The sequence below is a fragment of the Aeromonas media genome (genome assembly GCF_020423125.1).
Lineage (GTDB): Bacteria > Pseudomonadota > Gammaproteobacteria > Enterobacterales > Aeromonadaceae > Aeromonas > Aeromonas media.
The window spans coordinates 1,501,933-1,524,897 of sequence record NZ_CP075564.1 but is presented as its reverse complement, the minus strand read 5'-3'; the positions used below and the strand labels follow the sequence as shown (position 1 = coordinate 1,524,897).

Here is a 22,965-nt window from a genome sequence, read left to right as displayed (position 1 = left end):
GCAGTCCCATTCAAGGAGAGCAGGATGCAAAAGCAATTGGTCGTCACCGTGATCGGCGCAGACAAGCCAGGCATCGTCGAGAGCCTGGCCGACACCATCACCCGTCAGCAGGGCAACTGGCTGGCCAGCTCCATGAGCGAACTGGCGGGGCAATTTGCCGGCATTTTGCACGTCGCCGTGCCGGATGAACACTATCGCAGCCTGTGCGAGGCGCTGGTGATGCTGCCGGGTCTCACCGTGAGCTTCGCCGAAGGCCAGCTCAGCCCCGAGCCCGCCCACCAGCTGATGCTGAGCGTCACCGGCAACGACAGACCGGGCATAGTGCACGAGGTAGCCAGCATTCTGCGCCAGCTCAACATCAACGTCGCCGACCTCACCACGGGATGCGAGCCCGCCCCCCACTCCGGGGCCCCGCTCTTCTATGCACATGCTTTGGTGGCCCTGCCGCCCCAGCTCGAACTCGACGATCTGATCACCGCGCTGGAGTCCCTCTCCGACGATCTGGTGGTCGACATCGATCACGATCTGACCGAATAGCGCGGGTTGTCATAAATTTGTCATGGTTTGACGCCATAACTTCCGCGCAGACGCAACCTGAGCACAGAGGCACCAGATGAGCACCGACAGGCAGTATGAAGAGAAAGAGCTTAGCTGGCTCTCATTCAATGAACGGGTGTTGCAAGAGGCAATGGACAAGACGGTCCCCCTCATCGAGCGGGTCCGTTTTCTGGGGATCTTCTCCTCCAACCAGGACGAGTTCTTCAAGGTCCGGGTCTCTGACGTCAAGCGCCGCATCCTCATCAACGAGGTGCACGGTGGCGACGACGAGGCCAAGGTGTTGCTGCGCGCCATCCAGCAGAAGGTAATGGCGCTCGGCGAGGCGTTTGACAACACCTACAAGGAGTTGCTGATCGCCCTGGCCCGCCACAACATCTTCCTGGTGAATGAAAACCAGCTCTCCGAGGCGATCCAGCAATGGCTGCGGGTCTTCTTCAAGGAGAAGGTGCTGCGTCATATCATCCCCATCCTCCTCAACAAGGAGGTCAACCCGGTCAAGTTCCTCAAAGACGAGCACACCTATCTCGCCGTCGAGATGAAGAAGAACGGCCAGGTGATCCAGTACGCCCTGGTGGAGGTACCGACCGACGACCTGCCCCGCTTCTTCCAGCTGCCGCCGGAGGGAACCCGCCGCAAGAAGCAGATCATCATCCTGGATAACGTCATCCGCTTCTGCCTGGACGAGATCTTCAAGGGCTTCTTCGACTACGACGAGATAGCGGCCTATGCGGTCAAGCTGACCCGGGATGCCGAGTACGATCTCTCCGATCAGCTGGATCTGAGCCTGGTGGACAAGATGAGTGATGGCCTGAAGCAGCGCCTCACCGCCATGCCGGTGCGCTTCGTCTACGAGCGGGAGATGCCTGCGGCCATGATAAGCTTCTTGAAGCTCAAGCTGCAGATCAGCTCCTACGACGCCATCATGCCGGGCGGGCGCTATCACAACTTCAAGGATTTCATCGGCTTCCCCAACGTGGGCCGGGACTATCTGGAAAATCCCAAGCTGCCGGCCCTGGATTGCCGTGATTTCGATGGCTTCGTCAACGCCTTCGACGCCATCACCAAGCAGGACATACTGCTCTACTACCCCTACCACAAGTTCCACCACTTCACCGAGCTGGTACGCCAGGCGGCGTTCGATCCGGCGGTGAGCGCCATTCGCATCAATATCTACCGGGTTGCCAAGAAGTCACGGATCATCCACTCCCTCATCGACGCCGCCAACAACGGCAAGAAGGTGACAGTAGTGGTGGAGCTGCGCGCCCGCTTCGACGAGGCGGCCAACATCGACTGGGCCAATATCCTGACCGATGCGGGGGTCAAGGTGGTGTTCGGGGTGCCGAGCCTCAAGATCCACTCCAAGCTCTGCCTCATCACCCGCCACGAAAATGGCGAGGCGGTGCGCTACGCCCATATCGGCACCGGCAACTTCAACGAGAAGACCGCCAAGATCTACACCGACTTCTCCCTGCTGACCCGCCACCCGGACATCACCGCCGAGGTAGAGGGGGTGTTCGAATACATCGAGTACCCCTATAAACGTTACAAATTCAACCACCTGCTGGTCTCCCCCATCAACTGCCGTCGCCAGCTCTATCGTCTCATCGACAACGAGCTGGCCAACGCCAAGGCGGGCCAGCCCTGCGGTATCACCCTCAAGATCAACAACCTGGTGGACAGAGACCTCATCAACCGACTCTATGCCGCCGGTCAGGCCGGGGTGCCCATCCAGATGATCATCCGTGGCATGTGCGCGCTGCGTCCCGGGGTGCCTGGCCTCAGTGACAACATCCAGGTCATCAGCATCATAGACCGCTTCCTCGAGCACCCCCGGGTGATGGTGTTCCACAACAAGGGCAACCCCCAGCTGTTCATCTCCAGTGCCGACTGGATGAGCCGCAACATCGACGGCCGGATCGAGGTGGGTACCCCCATCTACGACGAGCGGCTGAAACAGCGCATCCTGGACATCCTCGATCTGCAACTGAGCGACACCTGCAAGGCGCGGGTCATCGATGCCGACCAGAAGAACGAGTACGTGAAGCGGGGCAACCGCCGCAAGGTTCGCTCCCAGGTTGCGATTTACGACTATCTCAAACGTATCGAGTCAAACAATGGACAATAGTCTGTACGCCGCTGTCGATCTGGGGTCGAACAGCTTCCACATGGTCATCGCCCGCCTCAACGAGGGGCGGATGCAGATCGTCGATCGCATCAAGGAGCGGGTTCGCCTCGCCGAGGGGATGGATGAGCAGCGCCGCATGTCCCCGGAGGCCATGGCACGGGGGCTCGACTGCCTCGCCCTGTTCGCCGAGCGCCTCACCAACATCAAGCCGGATCAGATCCGCATCGCCGGCACCTACACATTGCGCCGTGCCAGCAATGCCCGCGACTTCGTGCGCGAGGCGGCCGAGGTGCTGAACCACCCCATCGAAATCATCAGCGGCCAGGAAGAGGCCCGCCTCATCTATCAGGGGGTCGCCCATACCCAGCACATCGAGGGCCAGGTGCTGGTGGTGGACATAGGTGGCGGCAGCACCGAACTCATCATCGGCGAGGGATTCGAACACAAGGCCCTCACCAGCCGCAAGATGGGCTGCGTCAGCTTCACCCAGAGCTTCTTTGGGAACGGCAAGCTGAGCGAGAAGGCCTTCAACGGCGCCGTGCTGGAGGCGCAGCACCAGCTCGCTCCCATCATCAACCAGTACCGCAAGCTGGGCTGGCAGAGCTGTCTCGGCAGCTCGGGCTCCATTCGAACCGTGCGCGACGTCTTGCAGGGGGAGGAGTGGACCGATGGAGCCATCACGCTGGCGGGACTGGAGCGGCTGAAAGAAGAGATGCTCAAGCACAAGCGGGTCGACCAGCTCAAACTCGTCGGCCTCACCGAGGAGCGCCAGGGAGTCTTTGCCGCCGCCGTGGCCATACTGCTCGGGCTCTTCACCTCATTGCCCATCGAGCGGATGGAGTACTCCGACGGTGCCCTACGCGAGGGGCTGCTCTATGAGTTCGAGGAGCGCCTTCAGCACCACGACATTCGCGAGCGCACCGCGCTGGCCCTCAGCTCCCACTATCACATCGACAAGCGCCAGGCCACCCGGGTGGAGCGGAGCGTCCTCGATCTGTTCGACGCCCTGAGCGATCCCTGGGAAATGCCCATCGAGCCCTATCGCGCCATCCTCGGCTGGGCGGCGCGGCTGCACGAGATCGGCCTTGCCATCAACTACAGCGGCATCCATCGCCACTCCGCCTACATCCTGCAAAACACGGATCTGCCCGGTTTCAACCAGGACGATCAGGCCCTGCTGGCGGCCCTGGTGCGCTTCCAGCGCAAGGGGCTCAAGCTCTCCGAGCTGCCCGCCCTGCCCAACCACGACGAGCAGACGGTGCTGCGCTGCATCCGCATCCTGCGCCTCGCGGTGGCGGCCCACCACAGGCGCCAGGACAACCTGCTGCCAGAGTGGCGGGTGCAGGCCGCCGGGGATCAGCTGGTGGTCACCCTGCCCACCGACTGGTGCGAGGAGAACCGCCTGCTGATCCAGAACCTGGAGAAGGAGCACCGCTATTGCCAGGAGCAGGGCTGGCCCCTGCTGTTCCAGCTCGGGTGATCGTTCACCTCAAACGAAAGAAGGCAGCCGATGGCTGCCTTTTTGCTTTCTGTCGATGTCACTGCAGCTCGGGCAGCAGCCACTTGGCGATTTCGAAATAGATGATGAGGCCGGTGCCATCCACCAGGGTGGAGATGAAGGGGGCAGAAACCACAGCCGGATCGATGCGCAGGCGACGCAGCACCATGGGGATGATGGAGGCGACCGCGGCGCTCCAGAGCACGATGGCGATGATGGTGAGGGTGACCACCATGCCGATCTGGGGACCCACCCCCAGGCTCCAGGCCCGTACCCAGGCGGCCAACGCAATGGCGGCCGAGATGAGCAGACCGGTGGAGAGCTCTTTTCTCAGCACTGTGCCGAGGTTCTTCAGGCTCACCTCCCCCACCGCCATGGCCCGCACTATGGTGGTGGTGATCTGGGTGCCGCTGTTGCCGCCGGTGCCGATCAGCAGGGGGATGAAGAAGGCCAGGGCGATGGCCGCCTCCAGCTGCTCCTCGAAGGCCCGCAGCACTGTCCCCGTGTAGGCCTCCGCCACGAACAGGATCAGCAGCCAGCCCACCCGCTTGCGCCACAGCTGCCAGGGAGTGGCCTGCAGATAGGGGGTATCCAGGGGGGATGAGCCCCCCTGCAACTCCGCATCCTCGGTGGATTCGAGCTCCAGGATGTCGGCGGCGTCATCCACGTGGAAGACCCCCACCAGGCGCCCCTGATCCTCCACCGGCAGGGTCGAGATGTCGCGATCGATCAGCAGGCGGGCGGCCAGCTCCTGATCCGCCCGGGCGTTGATCCGCACCGCCTCCCGCTCCATCAGCTCGCTCACCGGCCGCCGGGGATCGGCGATCAGCAGGGACTTGAGGGAGACGCTGCCAAGCAGGCGCTGCTCGCCGTCGACCACATAGAGGTGCTGAAACAGCTGGGCCTTGTCCCAGGCGTCGTGGATCCGCCGCTTGGCGCTCTCCACCGTGGTTCCCTGATCGACGGCCAGGTATTCGTGGCGCATGTTGGCACCGACCGACTCGCTCGGCCAATCCAACAAGGAGGCATAGATGGCCTGCGCCTGGGTCGGGAAGCGGGTCAGCAGCCTGGTGCGATCCTGAGCACCCAGCTTGCGCAAGATGGCCACCATCTCGCGCCGGGGAATGGCCTCCTGCAGCACGCCCACTATGCTGCCATGCAGGCGCAGCAGCAGCTGGCCTGCGCTCTCCGCCGACAGGGCGCCGAGCAGGGCGGCCCCTCGCGGCACAGGCAGGGTATCGAAGACGCAGTTGAGCTCTTCCGGGCGCAGGGTCAGCAGTTGATCGGCCCGCTGCACCGGGTCCAGGTTGTGGTCGAGCCAGCCCTGCAGAGCGGCGAGATCGAGCAGTTGATGACGGTTGAGCAGGGTGTGTGTTTTCTTCATCACAGATATCCTCATGTGATTTCAGGCAGAGCCTGAAGGCAACCGGCTCACACCGGTCGCTGTCGACAAGAAAACAGCAATTTGATTGACGAGTAACAGGCAGGAAATGACGCCGTCCGGCGTGTTTTCATCCCCACGTACCAGCTTTAGCACTGCATAACGTATCCGGCATGCCGGAAGCCACTTGGGTTGACACCTTAATCCGATGAAAACTGTCCTGATCTTGGGCGTCTCTGGACGTCGTGAGATCAGTGGCCTGTGTTTATGCAGGAGCCTCGCCTAACGAGATGCTGCAAACAATGCGCACCACCCTGAGGAGGTGCGGGCGGCATCATCGGCGCCGGGGCGGGTCGAGTCAAGGCTCGTGGGGCCTCTGGCAACGGGTTGTTACAAATTGGAGGGAAAAGGGGCAGGAGGAGAGCGGACTCCCCCTGCCCGGGGGGGCTAGCCATCAGCGGATGTAATCGAACAGGGTCAGCTTGCTTATTTTGCTGAAGGCGAGCTGGGAGGCGCTCATGGCCGCGTCCTCCTTGGAGAGCGCCGCAATCACCTCGTACATGTCCGCCTCGGATACCTTGGCCCGCGCCTGCTGGTTCAAGGTGCTGAGGCCATCGTTCGACCCCATCACCTGCTCCAGGCTGTTCATCCGGCCACCCAACTCACCGAGCCCCCTGTCTATCTTGGTCCTGGCGTTGTTCATATGGGTGGTGGCATCCGCCACCGCCAACTGGAAGCCATCAGCCGAGAGGCTGGGGTCGCGCAGGGCAGTGAGGAAGTCGGACATGCCGTTGAGCACGCTGTCGTTCTTCGGCTTGTCCAGCACGAAGGTCTGATCCGCCCCCCCTGCCGGCAGATCCAGGCTCAGCTCCAGCCCGTTGAAGGCGATCTTGTTGCCCGCGCTGTAGCCCCCGTTTTGCACGACTGTGCCGCCGCTGTCCGTGATCTCGTAAGTATCCGGCGGGCCCGCGACCGTGCTCACGGTGAACGAATTGCTGGCAAGAGAGGAGTCATAATTGTTGCGATAGAAGCTCTCGAAATTCCCCTGATCCCCGATCCCCACCTGGATGTTGGTGCTGACGGCGCTGGCGGTGCGACGGGTCGCCACCGTCTCGAACAGATCGAAGCCGGAGTCGTTGGCCGGGATCTGCACCGTAGGTGAGACCTGGATGCTGCGCTGACCCGTGTCCCCCTGGAACACGTAGTTGCCGCTGACGTTCTTGACGAAGGGCTGGGTCTTGCTCTGGTTGCCGCCGAAGATGAACTCCCCCTGGGAGTTCTTGCTGTTCATCAGGTCGAACATCTGCTTTTGCAGCCCCTCCAATTCACTTGCAATGGCGTTGCGCTCCTCGGCGCCCATGGCGGAGTTATTCGCCTTCTGGATCAGGGTCTGGGCACTCAGCATGGCGTTGTTGAGGGAGGTGAGCACCGTATCCTCGTGGCCCAGGCTGTTCTCCAGCAAGCTGCCGTTGACGCCGTACTGCTTGAAGAGATCGATCTCCTTGGTGAGCGCCATCTTCTGGCCCATGCCAGAGGGGTCTTCCCCCGCCCGGGAGAACTTCTCCCCCGTCATCAGCTGGTTGTAGGCGGTATTCTGACGCTCGCTCACCTTGCTCATGGTGGCCAGGTTGCGGTCGTAGATCATGTTGGTGGTGATGCGCATGGGTTACCTCACGGACGACAGCAGGGTATCGAAGATGGTCTTGGCGGTGTTCACTATCTGGGCCGAGGCGGCGTAGGACTGCTGGAAGCGGATGAGGTTGGCCGCCTCCTCCTCCAGGTTGACACCGGAGACGCTCTCGAAGATGGCGGTGCTCTGGGTCAGCTTGGCCTCGTTGGCCTGCAGCAGGGTCTTGGCCTGGCTGGCCTTGTTGCCCACCCCGGTCACCAGGCCACTGTAGGCGTCGTTGAAGGTCATCTTGTCGTTGCTGGTGGCGGCGTTGTTGTTCTTTCGCACCAGCTCCTTGTTCTGCAGCTCCGCCAGTGCCAGCCCGTTGGCGTTGTCGGCAAACCCGTCCTTGTTGTAACTCAGCGTGAAGCTGTCGTTGGCCTCCACCTTGCCGGTGATGCTGAAGTCGTAGCCCGGGGTCGGGACCAGCACTATGGGTGTGCCCAGCGGCATCTCGAGGGCGGTCATCAGGTTCTGCCCCTTGCTGGAGGCGGGGGCCACGCCGAGCAGGTTGTTGTTCTTGTCATAGACCTCGTAGTTGCCGCTGTCGTCGATCTTGATGACCTGGGGAGCGCTCGGGTCCAGGGTGTTGGTGCCAAAGCCCGACCCCGCCCCCGTGTTGTAGACGCCGCTCACCTTGATCTCGCCCGAGCCCAGGTTCTGGGCGTTCTTGTCCGCCTTGATGGGGGATGCCAACGCAATGTCTTCCGGCCGGGTGATCGCGGCCTCGAGGTTGGCTGCAGCATGCCTGGTGGGTTGCAGCACTATCTTGTCGCCCCCGACCGGGGTGCCGGACAGGTCTATCTCGATGCCATGTCCGGCCACCTCAAAGGTGGCGGGGGGCGTGGTGCCGGTCGCCACCGAGGTCCGCTGGCCTGAGCCGTCGATGGAGAAGACCTCGTAACCGGTGGCACTGTTGAACTGCACTTCGTAGTCGAAGGTAGTCACTTCCGAGCCCTTGCCAGGCACGAAGTTGACGCTGGCGGCGCCGTTGCCCTGGTTGCCGGCATAGGGGAGCCCCTGGCTCCCCTTGAGGGAGAAGAGGTCCCCCCCCAGCTCGTTGTCCAGATCCATGCCGAGACGATTCTGCTGGTTCATGGCATCGGCCATGGCGACCGCCAGCTGGCCCAGCTCCCGCTTGGCGGGCTCCAGATCGTTGCGCGCCGTGAAGAGGCCGCCGATGGCGCCTCCCAGATCCTTGACATTGATGTTGGCCTGGTTAGCCCCCAGGGTCAGCTGAAGCCTCGTATCCCGGGAGTCCGGGCTGCCCGGCACCACCTTGAACTGGGCCACGCCGCCGTCCAGCACCAGGGAGTGCCCCGTGCTCATGTTGACCAGCATGCTGCCGTTGGGTTGGGTCACGGTGCGGACTTCCATCTTCTCGGAGAGCTGGCGGATCGCCTCATCACGCTGATCGAACAGCATCAGGTTCTCTTCCGGCGAACCCTGGGTGCGGATGATGGCCTGGTTCAGATCGTTGATGCTGCTCAGCAGGCTGTTCATCCTGTCCGTCTCGTCCCCTATGGTGGCGTTGATGGTGTCGCTTTGCTTGTCGAGCTGGGCGGAGAGGGTGTGGAAGCGGTCCACCATGCCGTTGAGCTCGCTCAGGGTGGTCTTGCGCCCGCCCACTTCCGCCGGCGATTCGTTGGCGGTGTGGAAGGCCTTGAAGTAGGAGGTGATGGTGGTGCCCACGCTGTTGCTGGCATCCCCCAGCAGGCTGTCGATCTCGAACAGCTGATCGTAGCGAGAGCCTGCGGCATGGTAGGCGGAGGTATCCCGGCGCACCTCAGCCTGGGCGTAGGCGTTGATGACCCGCTCGCTCACCATGTCGCTCGTGCCCAATCCGACGGAATTGGTGTAGATCAGGGTGCGTTCACGTACATAGCCCTGGCTGTTGACGTTCACTATGTTGTTGCTGGTGGTCTGCAGCAGCCGCTGCTGGGCCAACACACCCGAAGTCCCGATTCCAAGCAGATCGCTTGCCATAGCTTACAGCTCCATCTCTGTGTTCCTGGTCGCAGTGTTGCCGGGTGACGAGTAGCCGGCGATGGCATCACTGCGCAATACCTGTTTCAGTTTGCTGGCGTACTGGGGATCGGTGGCATAACCGGCCTGCTGCAGCGCCTCGAAGTAGCGATCCGGGCTGTCCACTTTGGCCAGCGCGCCCTTGTAGCGGGTCCCCGAGGTCAGGAAGTCCACATAGTCGTTGAAGCTCTCTTCAAACGATTCGTAGGATCGAAACGCCGCCTTCTGCCGCGACGCCACTCCTTGCTCGTACTCCAGGGTGCTCACCACGGCCCTGGGTCCTTCCCAGCGCGGATCCGCCTTGATGCCGAACAAGTTGTGGCTCATCTGCCCCTCCCCGTCCTTGATCACCCGCTTGCCCCAGCCACTCTCAAGGGCGGCCTGGGCCACCAGTACCGCCGGGCTCAGCCCCAGCTTGTCCGCCGCCTTCTTGGCCAGCGGCATCAGGCGCTCGACGAACTCTTCCGGACTGTCAAACACCTTGGCGCTCCCGTCCAGGGCCGATGCCCGCGGGCTGCTGCCCATGGGTGGCACGGTGCGATGGGGGCGTCTGGGCAGGGTCAACGGAGGCTCGGCCCCATTTACCCCTCCCTTCATCTCGCTCTTCATTTCGTTATCAGCAAAATCTTTGCCAACTTTGGAGGCTGCAATCAGATCGTTGGAGGCGCTGGGGGGTTGATAGGGTTTGTAGACCCGCTCGGTCCGCTGGGGCAACTTGAGGACCCGGCCGTCATTGTGGGTAAAGGTCTTCTCGGGGGAGAACTGCTTGGCCACCATCTCGGCGATGCCAAGGCCCCCCTTGCTCGACATGTCCGCGACCCGCTGCTCATCCAGCATCCCCTCGTAGAACTGGGTGTAACTGCTGTTCATCGGGTTGTCTTCGGTCAGCACCGAGTTGGCCTGGCGCATCCCCTTGAACAGGGTCTGGGTGAAGATGGACTCGAACTGGCGGGCAGCCGCCATCAGTGCCTCTTGCTTCCCTTCCTTGCTCAGGCTCATCTGGCGCAGCTTGTCCAGGTTCTGAACGTCCTGCACCATGCCAAGATTGATACCGCTCTGGGTGTCGAACTCTGCCATAACCTACCTCTTTGCCGCCCGTGGCAACCGCTTGCCGCTCAAGAAATTACAAAATGACCAGTTGACCCTGGATCGCACCCGCCTGCTGCAGGGCCTCCAGGATCGCCATCAGATCGCCGGGGGCGACCCCCACCTGATTCACCGCCCGCACCAGATCGTCCAGGGTCGCGCCGGTGTCGAGCTTGAACATACGTCCCGGCTCCTGCTGCACGTTGATGGTGGAGTTGTTGGTGACGGCCGTCTGACCGCCGGCCAGCGGATTGGGTTGGGAGACCTGCTGGTTTTCGGCGATGGTGACCGTCAGTCCCCCATGGCTGATGGCGGCTGGCCGCAACTTGACCTCGCTGCCAATGACGATGGTGCCGGTGCGCGAGTTGACGATGATCTTGGCGGACTCGGTGGCCGGATCCACTTCCAGATTTTCGATGGTGGCGAGGTAAGAGACTCGCTGACTCGGATCCCGCGGCGCGAACACCTTGATCGAGGTCGCGTCCAGCGCCTGGGCCGTGTTCGGGCCCACCAGATCGTTGACCACGTCGGCTACCCGCCGGGCAGTGGTAAAATCTGGCCGGTTCAGGTTGAAGGTGATGGTGTCCCCCTGGGCGAAGGAGTTCGGCACCTCACGCTCCACGGTCGCCCCGTTGGCGATGCGCCCCACGGTCGGGGTATTGACCACTACCTTGGAGCCATCCGCCCCCTCGGCCCCGAGACCACCGACCACCAGGCTGCCCTGGGCCACCGCATAGACGCGGCCGTCCAGCCCCTTGAGGAAGGTCTGGAGCAGGGTGCCGCCGCGCAGGCTCTTCGCCTCGCCGATGGCGGAGACGGTGACGTCTATGGTCTGACCCGGCTTGGAGAAGGGGGGCAGATCGGCGTGGATGGCGACCGGCGCCACGTCCTTGATCTTGGGCTTGATGTTGTCCGGCACCTTGATGCCGAAGTTGTTGAGCATGGTCCTGAAGGTCTGCTCGGTGAAGGCGTTGTTCTTCTCGCCCGTGCCGGGCAGGCCCACCACCAGACCGTAGCCGATCAACTGGTTGCTACGCACCCCTTCCACCGAGCTGAGATCCTTGATGCGGGAGGCGTGCGCCAGCCCGAACGGCAAGATACAGCACAGCAGGCCGAGCAAACGGAGTCGGTTCATGACATCTCCTGACTAAACCATCCTGGCCCCGGGTCTTCGTTGGCGACCCGGGGTCCGAGTATTAAATGGGCCACCAGGGGCCGTTGAAGAAGCTGGTCAGCCACCCCTGTTCCTGGGTGTTGGCCAGATCGCCGGTGCCACCGTAATGGATGCGCGCGTTGGCGACCCGCTGGGACGAGACGCTGTTCTCCGAGCTCACGTCCTCCGGGCGCACCAGTCCGGTGATGCGGATATATTCGTTGCCGTTGTTGAGCATGATCCACTTCTCGCCACGGACCAACAGGTTGCCGTTCGGCAATACCTTGACCACGCTGACCGAGATGTTGCCCTGCAGACTGTTGCTCTGGTCCGCCTTGGCCTGACCCTTGAACGCACTGCTCTGGCCGATGGAGGCAGACAGGTCATAGGGGCTCGCCGTCACTGGCACCCCGCCCAGGGTGACGGGTTCCAGCTCCATCTTGTTGTCCTTGCCGCTCTGGGTGTTGGCCTTCTTCGACGCCGAGGTCGACTCCGCCAGCTCGATGGTGATGATGTCGCCCACCCGATGGGCCTTGATGTCCGAGTAGATGCCGTTGACCTGCTCGGGCTGGAAGATGGCCCCGGTCGGGCGCACCGACACCGGCTCCGACTCGCCATACACGGGGGCGAATTCGGGGTCGTCGGGCCTGGCGGTATTGGGGGTGCTGCTGCAGCCTGCCAACATCAGCAGGCCCAGCATCCAGATGACTTTCATCATGCGTCTCCGCTTAGGTGGCTGGATTAGGTGCGCTGGGTCAGGAAGGACATCATCGAGTCAACTGCCGAGATGACCTTGGAGTTCATCTCATAGACCCGCTGGGCCTGGATCAGGTTTACCAGCTCCTCGGTCACGTTGACGTTGGAGGTCTCCAGCATCCCCTGCTTGATGACTCCGAGCCCGTCCGCACCGGCCGTCCCCTGAATGGGGGCGCCGCTGGACTGGGTCTCGACGAAGAGGTTTTCCCCCATGGGTTGCAGGCCGGTGGGGTTGACGAAATCCGTGGTATTGATCTGGCCCACCACCTGGGACTGGCCATCCCCCTTGAGCTGTACCGACACCTGACCATCCTCCCCCACCGTCACGCTCTGGGCGTTCTCGGGGATCTGGATCTCCGGCTGCAGCGGGTAGCCGTTGCCCGGGGTGACGATGGTGCCCTCGTCATTGAGGGTGAACTGGCCGTTGCGGGTGTAGGCCGCGCTGCCGTCCGGCAGCTGGATTTCGAAGTAACCACGGCCGCTTATCATCAGATCCAGGGAGTTGTCCGTGGTCTGGACGTTGCCCTGACTGTGGTTTTTCTGGGTGGCGACCACCTTGGCCCCCGCCCCCAGCATCAGGCCGGAGGGCAGTTCGGTGTCTGCCGAGGAGCGGCCACCGGGCTGGTTGACGTTTTGATAGAGCAGATCCTCAAAGATGGCGCGAGCCTTCTTGTAGCCCACGGTGCTGGCGTTCGCCAGGTTGTTCGAGGTGACCGAGATGTTGGTCTGCTGGGCATCGAGGCCGGTCTTGCTGATCCAGAGTGCAGGATTCATTTCATCTTCCTTAATTAGCGGATCTAGGGTGCAGGGTCATGTCATCTTTTGATGTGCGAATCCAGAGTGCAGAGTTCATGTCATGCTCCTTGATTAGCTGATACGCAGCAGCTGGGTTTGTGCCTCGTCGTTCTCCTCGGCGGTCTTCATGATCTTGACCTGAGTTTCAAACTGACGTTGCAAGCGAATAAGGTTGGTCATCTCGTCGACCACGTTGACGTTGCTCCCCTCGAGGGAACCGGCGATCAGGCCCACGTCGGCAGACGCGGCCTCCGCCTGGCCATCCTTGCGGCGAAACAGGCCATCCTGGCCCTTCTCCACCGCATCGCTCGGCGGATTGACCAGCTTGATGCGCTGGAAATCCTCCGGCAGGTTGGCAGCGGCGCCCTCGGGACGGCCGCTGATGGTGCCATCCCGGTTGATCTCGATCTTCTCCATGGGCAACGGCAGCACGATGGGCTGACCGGCGTCATCCACCACATTGAGCCCGGCCGAGGTCTGCAGATTGCCGGCGGCATTGAGCTGCAGGTTGCCCATGCGGGTATAGGCCTCTGCTCCATTGGGATCCTGCACCGCAATCCAGCCCGGGCCGTCGACGGCGACGTCAAGATCCCGCCCCGTGGTCTGCAGCAGGCCGTGCTGCAGGTTCTGACCCGGTCGCTCCGTCATGGCGAACACCCGCGTGGGCAGTCCTTCGCCAAACGCCTGCATGCTGCGCGCCTGCTCGAAATCAGACTTGAAGCCGATGGTGTTGGCATTGGCCAGGTTGTTGCCACGCACAGCCAGGCTGTTCATGTTCTCCTTGGCTCCTGACATGGCGATATAAAGCAGGTGATCCATGTGATCCTCCGTCAAACAGATGACTCTCGCAGGACAACTGCAAATTGAGTGCCAAGAGCGGAAGAATGGAGAAACAGGGGAGGAAAAAACACTATGCCGGAAACGACAAGGGGCGCATGAGCGCCCCTTGCAACCGCAAAAACCTTAGCGGATCTGCAGTATGCTCTGCTGCAGGGAGCTGTTCACTTCCAGCGAGCGTGAGTTGGCCTGGAAGTTGCGCTGGGCGGTGATGAGGTCCACCAGCTCGGTGGTCAGGTCCACGTTGGACTGCTCCAGCGCCGACGACTTGATGGAGCCGAAGGTGCCCGAGTTCGGAGTGCCCGGCAGGGCATCGCCGGAGAGCAGGGACTGGCGCCAGGAGGTGTCCCCCACCTGGGTCAGCCCCTGGGAGTTGGCGAACTTAGCCATGGCCACCATGGCCACTTTGACGGTGGTGGCGTTGCTGTAAGTGGCGGAGACTATGCCGTCCGCCCCGATCTCCACCTTGGTCAGCCGGCCGACGGTGGAGCCATCCTGGGTCAATTTGTTGACTTCAAACGGCGAGGCATACTGGGTCACGGTGCCGAGCTTTATTTCAAACTGTTGAGTCCCATCTGCACCATTGGTAATGATGCCAGCACCTGGCTCTCCAGTAACCGGTGTACCTGCAGCAGGTGAACCTAATGAGACCGTCTTGATCACCGCAGGATCAGTCGGGGTGACCATCTTGCCGGAGGCGTCGAAGGTGACGCGGGCACTCAGGGGGGCCTGGTTCAAGCCGGCAGCCATGGCGGTGGGGGCACCACCCGAGATGTCGATGGGCTTGTCCCCCTGATAGAGGTACATACGCCAGGCAGTCGGCACCGCCGCTTTGGCCGGGTCTAGCGGATCAGCTTCCTTGGTGAAGTACTGGGTGATGGTGTGCGGCTCCCCCAGGGAGTCGTAGACCACCACCGAAGTGGAAGAGGAGTAGGTGTCCGAATCCTTGGGATCGAACTTGGAAGCATCCGCCGGAGGGAGGGCCGGAGGTGTATAGGGCGTCCCCCCCGCCGTCAGTGGAGAGGCGGTGGACGGCAGGTTGAAATTGGCTTCGATCTTCGAGGTCTGGACCGGCTCGCCGGCCCTGTCCGGGATCTGGATGGGCTTGGTCGCATTGATGCTCACCGCCTTGGGGGTGCCATCGGCATTGATCTCGTACCCCTGCAGGTAGCCGCCGGAGTTGCTGACCATGTAGCTGCTTTCGTTGAGTTTGAAGGCGCCGGAGCGGGTGTAGCTGCGATCCAGGTTGGTCAGGCCATCGGAGGTCACGAAAAAGCCGTTGCCCTGAATGGCTAGATCCAGCGCATTATTGGTGAATTGCAGCGCCCCCTGATGGAACTGCTGCGCCACCGCCCCCGTCGCCACCCCGTTGCCGACCTGGGTCTTGGCATTGACGAAGATGGAGTTGGCGTAGACATCGGCGAACTCAGCGCGGGACTCCTTGAAGCCGGTGGTATTGACGTTGGCAATGTTGTTCGCGGTGACGTTCAGGTCTTTCTGAGCCGCATTGATGCCGCTGAGGGCATTGTTGAATGACATGTCTTTCTCCTTAGATCACTGCGTTAGAGGTCGGGGTCGGGGTCGGCGTCGGGGTCGTAGCCGACTTGCCGGACGTCCCGCCAATTTCCAATACATCGGTCAGATAGATGCCACCCAGTCCCTTGAGCTTGAGGGTACTGGGGTTGGTGCTGGTGCCCAGGGTGACACTCTCAACCTTGGCATAGGTCAGGGCCGGCACGCTCTCGGACTTGCCATCCACGGTGGCGTGCGCTTCTATCGAATACTTGCCGCTCTTGGCGGCATTGCCCGATTTGTCCAGGCCATCCCACTCGAAGGCCACGTTTCCCTTATGGTCCCCTTCGAGGGAGAACTCCTTGATCACCTGGCCGCTCTCGTCCTTCACCGTCACCTTGACGTTGCTGCCACCGTCACCGGTGGCGATGACGCCGGAGAGGGTGCCGCCCTTCTCCACATACCCCGTGTTGGAGGGGATGAGCACGTTCTGGCCCACCAGGGCAGAGGCCTGCAACGCTTGGCTGGAGGTCATCAGGCTGTTGAGGCTCTCCATCTGGGTGGAAAGGCTGCTGATCCCCTGGGAGGTCGACATCGAGGTCATCTGGGACAACATCTGGGCGTTGTCCACCGGCTTGAATGGATCCTGGTAGGAGAGCTGCATGGTCAACAGCTTCAGGAAGGACTCCTGATCCAGTTCCTTCTTCTGGGTCGTGGTGTTGGTCGTATTGGTCTGGGCGGCCGTCGTCCGGTTGACGCCCAGCAGGCTGTCATAGGTATCTGCCACTTATGATTCCCCCTCTGTCCGGGTTTGCCGCACGCCGTACGGGTCGACCCCATGGCCGCAGTCATGCAGGCCGTCACAAGTCTCAGTCATCTGGGTTCACCTCTATCAGGACTTGCCGAGGCCGAGCGTCTGCTGCAGCATTTTCTTTGCCGCATCAGCAACCTGGACGTTGGTCTGGTAACTGCGGGAGGCGGCGATCATGTCCGCCATCTCCTCCACCATGTTGACGTTGGGCTTGAAGATGAAGCCATCCTTGTTCGCCATGGGGTGGTTCGGGTTGTACTCCTTTAGCAGGGGCGCATCGCTCTCGACGATGCCCTTCACATCCACCCCCACCGAGGCCTGCTTGTCGGACATGGCCTGATCCAGCTGGGCGGCAAAGACTGGCCGCCTGGCATGGTAAGTTTTTTCCACGCTGGAGCTGACGCTGTCGGCGTTGGCCATGTTGCTGGCCACCGTATTGAGGCGGACAGACTGCGCGCTCATGGCAGAGCCTGCAATGTCAAAGACCTTGAACAAACTCATTACTGATCTCCTTTCAACGCCTTGAGCAGGCCGCTTATCTTGCCATTCATGAATTCGAGGGAGGCCTGGTACTCGAGGCTGTTGCGCAGGAACTCGCTGCGCTCCTGTTGCACATCCACCGTATTGCCGTCACCGGTATCCGGTTGCAGGGGGTTGCGATACTGGGTCGACCCGGGGGCATCCATCTGCAAGGCGAAATGCTTCTCGCTGGTGGTGGACAGCCCGAACCCTTGCTGGCTCTGGGCATCCTGCAACGCTTGGGAGAAGTTGATGTCACGGGCCTTGAAGCCCGGCGTATCCGCGTTGGCGATGTTGCTCGATAACACCTCCGCACGCTTGGCGCGAACGCTCAGCGTGTACTGGTGAACACCGAATGCCTTGTCGAATGAAATTGCCATAGCGCACCTCCTGCTTCACGAATGTTTAGCAAGAGGTGTGCCAAAGAGGGACGAGGGGGGAGTTATTTGACCTTGTAGACGATGCCGGGGTTGCAGCGGATCATCTCGAACTTGTCGGTGAGGCCCGCCAGGGACTCCGAGGCCCCCAGCATCAGATAGCCGCCAGGATTGAGGCTGCTGGCAAACTGGTTGAGGATCTTGGACTTCACCTCTGGCGCAAAGTAGATGAGCACGTTACGGCAGAAGATGATGTCAAACTTGCCGAGCAGGCTGTAGCTCTCCAGCAGGTTCAGGGGCCGGAAGCTGGTCAATTTTCTGACACGCTCCGATACCCGCATCTTGTTGTCGCCGCAGGGCTCAAAAAACAGCCGCTTGCGCTCGGGAGACAGGCCGCGGGCCAGTGCCAGGCTGTCATACACCCCTTCCTTGCACTGGTTGAGCATGGTGCTAGAGATATCGGTCCCCACTATCTGCACCCCGCCCGGCAAGGTGCCGGGGCGTTTGACCTGCTGCTCCAGCGCCGTCATGGCGATGGAGTAAGGCTCCTGCCCGGAGGAGGAAGCCGCAGACCAGATCTTGATGGGACGACCACTCTTGCCGAGCTCGGGGAAAATCTTGTCGCTCAGCAGCTGGAACGGGTAGGTATCGCGAAACCACAGGGTTTCATTGGTGGTCATGGCATCGACCACAGCCATCTTGAGCTCCCGTTCACGCACGTTCATCGCCCGGGTCACCAGTTCAGACAGACTCTCGATACCAAACTGAGTCATCAAGGGCGACAGACGGCTCTTGACCAGATACTGTTTGTTGTCACCCAGCACTATGCCGCTCTGCTGCGCCAGAAAATTGCTGAATTGCCTGTATAAGTCGTCCGAAAGTGTCTTCATGCAGTTGTTCTTCTTTATTAGAGAGCGCCTTGTACGGCCTTGGCCAATTCATCAGGCTGGAATTTGGCAATGAAGTTGTTCGCACCAACTTTCTGCACCATGGCCTGATTGAACACCCCACTGAGGGATGTGTGCAGGATAACATGCAAATCCTTGAGGTTGGGATTGTTGCGGATCTCGGCGGTGAAGGTGTAGCCATCCATCTCCGGCATCTCGATGTCGGAGATGACCAGGGCAATCTGATCGAGGATGGGGCCCTGCTTGGCCATCTCCAGCAGCATGTTGAGGGCCTCCCGTCCATCCTTGGCCAGCACACACTGCACCCCGATGGCTTCCAGCGCCCGCTGTACCTGCTTGCGTGCCACCGAGGAGTCGTCGGCGACCAGCACAGGACGGCCATGGGGATTGCGCTCCACGCTGGCTTCCACCAGCTCGGCACTCACCTCGGTGGAGACCGGCGAAATCTCGTTGAGAATACGCTCCACATCCAGGATCTCCACCAGCTCGCCATCCACCTCGGTCACCGCCGTCATGTAGTTGATGCGACCGGCTCCCTTGGGAGGGGGCAGGATGGACTCCCAGTTCATGTTGATGATGCGCTCGACCGAATGGACCAGAAATCCCTGAACGGATCTGTTGTACTCGGAGATGATGATGAAGCACTTGGAGATGTCCTGGATGGGGCGCTTGCCCATCGCCATGCTGAGATCGATCACCGAGATGGTCTGGCCGCGAATGTGCGCCACGCCGCGAATGCAGGAGTTGAGCTTGGGCATGACGGTCAAGGGAGGGCACTGCAGCACCTCACGTACCTTGAATACGTTGATGCCAAATCTTTGACGTCCGTTGAGACGAAACAGCAGCAGCTCCAACCGGTTTTGTCCCACCAGCTGGGTCCGTTGGTTGACCGAGTCCAGAATACTCGCCATAAACACTCCCTAAAAAACGCTTGGCACTGATCGTGCATGTTGTGTGTGCATGCACATTGGCTTGCATCAGACTATCGATGTCTCGACAACCGAAATCTGCAGCAAGCATAGTTAACTGCGATGGTGTACGTGAACAACTTATCGACCGGTAAGCAAAAATGATTAATAGACTTTTCCTCATCTTACTGCCGTTTTGCAGCCTCTCTCACGCCATGGCATCCGAGGTCACCGACTATCTGCAGGAGCAGGCACAGGCGTTCGTTCTCGACCAGCTGGATGTTCCCCTCGATGCCCAGGCCGAGGTGAAAGCCGGCACCATAGATGAACGCCTCCCCCTGCACCACTGCGAAGAGGGGCTGACTATCTCCCTCCCGGCCAAGATGGAGATCCGCCGCAACACCACCGTCTACCTCAAGTGCGAGGGAGACAAACCCTGGGATCTCTATCTTCCGGTGCGGGTCAGCATTCAGAAGCCCTATGTCACCGTCGCGGCTCCCGTGGCCAAGGGGGACATACTGAGCGAGTCCATGCTGACCCTGGCCTATCAGGATCAGACCCTGATCCGTGGTGACTATCTCACCGACCCGAGCGCCCTCATCGGGGTCCGCAGCAAGCGTGAACTCAAGCCGGGCCAGCCAATTCGGCTCACCCAGGTCTGCGTGGTCTGCAAGGGGGACCAGGTCACCCTGAGTGCGGAAAACAGCAGCATGCAGATCAAAACCATGGCCCGCGCCTTGCAAGATGGCAGCTTCGGAGACATGATCAGGCTCGTCAACATTCGTTCGGGCAGAGCGGTGCAAGGCCAGGTCAGTGCCGTTGGCTCCGTGGTAGTCACATTCTGACTGCTTTATTAATGCAGCAATTTTTTTCTAAAGTTCTGACCGCCGTCACCGATAACCGGGTAAGCGAACAGCAAAGCAGACGAAGGTAAACCGTATGGCTATCAACAATATCAACAACTTGGCAAACAGCCGGTTGCAAAACAACGGGACCAGTCAAGGTGTAGCCGCCAAGTCCGCGACCTCTGCCGAGAGCAATCGCGCGGCGACCGTCAAGACCGACTCTGTCTCCTTGACCAGTGAGGCGCAGCAATTGCAACAGATGCAGAAGACCCTCAACACCGCCTCCACCGGTAATGAGAGCCGCGTCGAAAGCCTGAAGAAGGCCGTGGCCAGTGGGGAATACAAGGTCAACAGCGAAGCCGTGGCCAGGAAGATGTTCAGCTTCGAAGCAGACCTGGACAAACGGCTGGGATGATGGAACTGCCTTCGCTGCTGCACGCCCAGGACGACAACCTCTCCCAGATGCAAGGTTTGCTGGCAGAGGAGTTTGACCTGCTCAAGGCACACCGGGCTCTAGCCTTGCCGGCGCTGGCCGAGCGCAAGCAGCAACTGCTTGAGGCCATCGAGACCCTGGACAAGACATTGGCCGAGCTGCCCGATCTGCAGCAACAACTCAGCGCCTTCCCGACCCAGTTGCAGGCCCTGCAAGCCAAACTGGAAGCTTGTCAGGAGCAGAACAACCTCAACGGTCGGCTGCTCGAACTCAGCATCATCTCCAATCGCCGGTTGGCGAGCTTCCTCAGCAAGCTGCGTGACAGCAACTCTCTGACCTATGACGCCAAGGGCAATACCCGCTCCGGCACCCGCTCCCTGGGGATCAAGGCCTAATTCTCTCTTCTTCCTTCTCTTGATGCCCTGCCGTCAGAGCACCAGTTCCATCAGTGTCGTCCCGTCGCGGCAGGCGTGAATGCTCATGACGCCATCCTCATACCGGCCATAGCTGGCTGCCCATTCTCCCCTCGGAAAACAGATGGATCCCGGGTTCACCAGCACCAGTTCCCCTTCTTGCCGCGCTTCTCGTCGCAATATGGGCAGATGGGTATGGCCGCTGATGAAGAGGCTGCCCGCCGGCAAGGGCACCGCCTCGGGATCATAGAGATGACCGTGGCTGACGAACCAGCGCCGCCCGTCCACCAGCAACTGGTTATAGGGGGCCGTGATGGGGAAGTGCAGCAGCATCTGATCCACCTCCGAATCACAGTTGCCCCGTACCGCCATGATCCGGGGGGCCAGCTGGTTGAGCCGCGCCGCCACGGCGGCAGGCTCATACCCCGTCGGCACCGGATTGCGCGGGCCGTGGTTGAGCAGATCCCCCAGAAACAGATAGTGATCCGGCTGCCAAGGGGCAAGCTGTGCCAGCACCTGCTCCAGAGCAGGCAGGCTGCCGTGCAGATCGGAAATGATGGCTATCTTCATCGCGCACTCCTCATGGCTGGCTGAAGTAGAGATCCTTGGTGGCGATGGCCCCCTTCAGGTTGCTGCTCGGCAGGCCGCGCAGGGCGGGGTCCACCAACCTCATCTGGTTGTAGTGATAGACGGGGATGACGGGCATCTCTTCCATCAGCAGTTGCTCGGCCTTGCGGTAGAGTCCGGTTCGTGCGCTGCCATCCAGCGTGTCCGCGGCCTGTTGCAACAGGCCGTCGAAGGCCGGATTGCAGTAGCCACTCTCGTTCTGGGGATCCTGACAGCGGAAACTGCCCAGCATGGACGAGGGCTCCACGTAATCACCAAACAAGAATGAGCGGGCCAGCATGAAATCACCGCTGTCCTTGGCCACCTGATAGGCATTCCACTCCATGTTGTTGAGGGTGATCTCCACTCCCAGCGGCTTCCACATGGCCGCGACCGCCAGGGCCAGCTTCTTGTGGTTCTCCGAGGTGTTGTAGGTCAGCGTCAACTTGAGCGGGTGGGCACTGTTGTAGCCCGCCTCCGTCAGCAAGGCGGCGGCCCTGGCCAGACGGGTCGGCATATCCTCCAGGGCCAGCGCCGACCCCAGCTCTTGATAGTCCGGCATGCCGGGCAGTAGCGACCAGGCTGGCCGCTCCCCCTGACCACTCACCTTCTCGGTCAACAGGCGGCGATCGACGGCCATGGAGAGCGCCTGTCGCACCCGCACATCCTGCAATTCGGGGCGGCGCAGGTTGAAGGTATAGAGGTAGGTGCCCAGCAGCGGCAGGCCCCAGATCCGCTCCGGGGTCTCCGCCATGGTCTTCTGGTAGTATTCCAGCGCCACCCTGTTGGTGAGCTGGATCTCCCCCGCCTCGTAGCGCAGCCGCTCCGCATGCTGGGAGGCGAGGGGCAGATAGGTCACCCGCTGGATCCGGGTATGGGCATCATCCCAGTACTGGACGTTGCGCTCGGCTTCGATCCGCTCGTTCGGCACCCAGTTCACCATCCTGTAGGGACCGTTGCTCACCATCTTGCCAGGCTGGGTCCACTGCTTGCCAAACTGGGCGATGGCCCGCTCGTTGACCGGCACGAAGGGGCGCTGGCTGATGAGTTGCAGGAAGTAGGGCACGGGCCGCTCCAGGATCACCTTGAGGATCTGGTCGCTCTCGGCCTCCACCCCCAGGGCATCGAGATCGAGTGCACCGGCATAGATGGACTGGGCGTTGTTGATGCCGGTCGCGAGCAAGAGGCCGGCGGAGGGCGAGGCTTGCTCCGGGCTCAGCAGACGCCGCCAGGCGTAGACAAAATCCCGGGCGGTGAGCGGCTCGCCATTGGACCACTTGAGCTGCGGGCGCAGGAAAAAACGCCACACCAGACCATCCTCGCTGGTCTCCCAGCGCAGAGCCTGAGCCGGCACTATCCTGCCCTGCCCATCCTCGCTCACCAACCCCTCGAACAAGTCCACCAGCACCACCTCCCCCGGGAAACCGGAGCGGATCTGGGCAGGGTCGAGGGACTCGGGTTCGGCGCCGTTACCCTTGACCAGGGTCTGCCTGTCTGACAGTGCAGGCTGCTGCACCACTGTGGTCGCCTGCAACGGCGGCGCCAGCATCAGTCCGAGCAACAAGGGAGAGAGCCAGCGACGGGCTGGCCGGGCGGCGAAACGGTAAAGCATGACATCAACCTCGTTCAATTCACTTTATTTCAAGAAGGGGGAAGGCCGGCGGCGCGCCTGGAAACGAATGCATGATGCCGCGCTTGTTATCCCCGAAGACGCCCCGTATTGTATCGGGCCTGCCCGGCAGATGGAGTC

At 61.4% G+C, this 22,965-nt stretch carries 22 protein-coding genes and 1 riboswitch; of the genes, 6 read left to right on the top strand and 16 right to left on the bottom strand.

From position 1 onward, the window contains the following. Nucleotides 1-24: 24 nt before the first annotated feature. From KI797_RS07170 to ppx, 3 genes are all read left to right on the top strand, one after another. Nucleotides 25-537 carry a glycine cleavage system protein R gene (locus tag KI797_RS07170; protein ID WP_106886366.1) on the top strand — a complete coding sequence of 171 codons (513 nt, stop codon included), beginning with the start codon at nt 25-27 and terminating at the stop codon, nt 535-537. A 76-nt stretch (nt 538-613) separates the two neighbouring features. Next, complete coding sequence (ppk1, locus tag KI797_RS07165; RefSeq protein WP_182788431.1) at nt 614-2,683, top strand: polyphosphate kinase 1; 2,070 nt, start codon at nt 614-616, stop codon at nt 2,681-2,683. Beyond that, nucleotides 2,673-4,163, top strand: a complete 1,491-nt coding sequence (gene ppx, locus KI797_RS07160) for an exopolyphosphatase (protein WP_226172261.1) — start codon at nt 2,673-2,675, stop codon at nt 4,161-4,163. The genes ppk1 and ppx overlap by 11 nt, the downstream gene beginning before the upstream one ends. 58 nt (nt 4,164-4,221) lie before the next feature. Here ppx and mgtE read toward each other — a convergent pair whose 3' ends face one another. From mgtE to KI797_RS07090, 14 genes are all read right to left on the bottom strand, one after another. Further along, nucleotides 4,222-5,565, bottom strand: coding sequence for a magnesium transporter (gene mgtE / locus KI797_RS07155; protein WP_226172260.1), 1,344 nt, complete (start codon nt 5,563-5,565; stop codon nt 4,222-4,224). Nucleotides 5,566-5,689: 124 nt separating this feature from the next. Then, nucleotides 5,690-5,859, bottom strand: a riboswitch (M-box (ykoK) riboswitch). A gap of 157 nt (nt 5,860-6,016) precedes the next feature. Then, complete coding sequence (gene flgL, locus KI797_RS07150) at nt 6,017-7,225, bottom strand: flagellar hook-associated protein FlgL (protein WP_226172258.1); 1,209 nt, start codon at nt 7,223-7,225, stop codon at nt 6,017-6,019. A gap of 3 nt (nt 7,226-7,228) precedes the next feature. Next, nucleotides 7,229-9,217: a FlgK family flagellar hook-associated protein gene (locus tag KI797_RS07145; RefSeq protein ID WP_226172256.1), complete on the bottom strand. Its 1,989-nt coding sequence runs from the start codon at nt 9,215-9,217 to the stop codon at nt 7,229-7,231. Between the two features lie 3 nt (nt 9,218-9,220). Next, nucleotides 9,221-10,333 carry a flagellar assembly peptidoglycan hydrolase FlgJ gene (flgJ, locus tag KI797_RS07140; protein ID WP_180344968.1) on the bottom strand — a complete coding sequence of 371 codons (1,113 nt, stop codon included), beginning with the start codon at nt 10,331-10,333 and terminating at the stop codon, nt 9,221-9,223. 46 nt (nt 10,334-10,379) lie between these two features. Further along, nucleotides 10,380-11,477 (bottom strand): flagellar basal body P-ring protein FlgI, encoded by a 1,098-nt coding sequence (locus KI797_RS07135; RefSeq protein ID WP_041206051.1) that lies wholly within the window; start codon nt 11,475-11,477, stop codon nt 10,380-10,382. A 61-nt stretch (nt 11,478-11,538) separates the two neighbouring features. Continuing rightward, nucleotides 11,539-12,210: a flagellar basal body L-ring protein FlgH gene (gene flgH / locus KI797_RS07130; protein WP_171276438.1), complete on the bottom strand. Its 672-nt coding sequence runs from the start codon at nt 12,208-12,210 to the stop codon at nt 11,539-11,541. Nucleotides 12,211-12,236: 26 nt separating this feature from the next. Then, nucleotides 12,237-13,025: a flagellar basal-body rod protein FlgG gene (gene flgG / locus KI797_RS07125; RefSeq protein ID WP_005329779.1), complete on the bottom strand. Its 789-nt coding sequence runs from the start codon at nt 13,023-13,025 to the stop codon at nt 12,237-12,239. Between the two features lie 93 nt (nt 13,026-13,118). Continuing rightward, entirely contained in the window at nt 13,119-13,865 is a 747-nt protein-coding gene (gene flgF, locus KI797_RS07120) for a flagellar basal-body rod protein FlgF (protein ID WP_226172253.1), read from the bottom strand. Between the two features lie 144 nt (nt 13,866-14,009). Continuing rightward, nucleotides 14,010-15,422: a flagellar hook protein FlgE gene (gene flgE, locus KI797_RS07115; RefSeq protein WP_226172250.1), complete on the bottom strand. Its 1,413-nt coding sequence runs from the start codon at nt 15,420-15,422 to the stop codon at nt 14,010-14,012. A 10-nt stretch (nt 15,423-15,432) separates the two neighbouring features. Then, entirely contained in the window at nt 15,433-16,182 is a 750-nt protein-coding gene (locus KI797_RS07110) for a flagellar hook assembly protein FlgD (RefSeq protein WP_218409222.1), read from the bottom strand. Nucleotides 16,183-16,287: 105 nt separating this feature from the next. Then, nucleotides 16,288-16,707 (bottom strand): flagellar basal body rod protein FlgC, encoded by a 420-nt coding sequence (flgC, locus tag KI797_RS07105; protein ID WP_226172247.1) that lies wholly within the window; start codon nt 16,705-16,707, stop codon nt 16,288-16,290. After that, entirely contained in the window at nt 16,707-17,105 is a 399-nt protein-coding gene (gene flgB / locus KI797_RS07100) for a flagellar basal body rod protein FlgB (protein ID WP_005329774.1), read from the bottom strand. The genes flgC and flgB overlap by 1 nt, the downstream gene beginning before the upstream one ends. A gap of 62 nt (nt 17,106-17,167) precedes the next feature. Then, nucleotides 17,168-17,992 (bottom strand): CheR family methyltransferase, encoded by an 825-nt coding sequence (locus tag KI797_RS07095; RefSeq protein ID WP_005329773.1) that lies wholly within the window; start codon nt 17,990-17,992, stop codon nt 17,168-17,170. Nucleotides 17,993-18,009: 17 nt separating this feature from the next. Then, nucleotides 18,010-18,921: a chemotaxis protein CheV gene (locus KI797_RS07090; protein WP_025327540.1), complete on the bottom strand. Its 912-nt coding sequence runs from the start codon at nt 18,919-18,921 to the stop codon at nt 18,010-18,012. Between the two features lie 236 nt (nt 18,922-19,157). Here KI797_RS07090 and flgA point away from each other — a divergent pair, with 236 nt between their 5' ends. The 3 genes from flgA to KI797_RS07075 all read left to right on the top strand — a co-directional run bounded on the left by flgA (nt 19,158) and on the right by KI797_RS07075 (nt 20,591). Next, nucleotides 19,158-19,763: a flagellar basal body P-ring formation chaperone FlgA gene (flgA, locus tag KI797_RS07085; RefSeq protein WP_041207010.1), complete on the top strand. Its 606-nt coding sequence runs from the start codon at nt 19,158-19,160 to the stop codon at nt 19,761-19,763. Nucleotides 19,764-19,857: 94 nt separating this feature from the next. After that, the gene (gene flgM / locus KI797_RS07080; protein ID WP_005329758.1) at nt 19,858-20,178 is read left to right on the top strand and encodes a flagellar biosynthesis anti-sigma factor FlgM; all 321 of its coding nucleotides are present in this window, start codon (nt 19,858-19,860) and stop codon (nt 20,176-20,178) included. Further along, nucleotides 20,175-20,591 (top strand): flagella synthesis protein FlgN, encoded by a 417-nt coding sequence (locus KI797_RS07075; protein WP_161507001.1) that lies wholly within the window; start codon nt 20,175-20,177, stop codon nt 20,589-20,591. The genes flgM and KI797_RS07075 overlap by 4 nt, the downstream gene beginning before the upstream one ends. A 33-nt stretch (nt 20,592-20,624) precedes the next feature. Here the strand turns inward: KI797_RS07075 and yfcE are convergent, their stop codons facing one another. Together yfcE and KI797_RS07065 are read right to left on the bottom strand one after the other, a co-directional pair. After that, complete coding sequence (gene yfcE, locus KI797_RS07070; RefSeq protein WP_226172244.1) at nt 20,625-21,179, bottom strand: phosphodiesterase; 555 nt, start codon at nt 21,177-21,179, stop codon at nt 20,625-20,627. Nucleotides 21,180-21,189: 10 nt separating this feature from the next. Beyond that, a complete protein-coding gene (locus KI797_RS07065) occupies nt 21,190-22,827 on the bottom strand; it encodes a peptide ABC transporter substrate-binding protein (RefSeq protein ID WP_226172242.1) in 1,638 nt (545 codons plus the stop codon). Nucleotides 22,828-22,965: the final 138 nt, after the last annotated feature.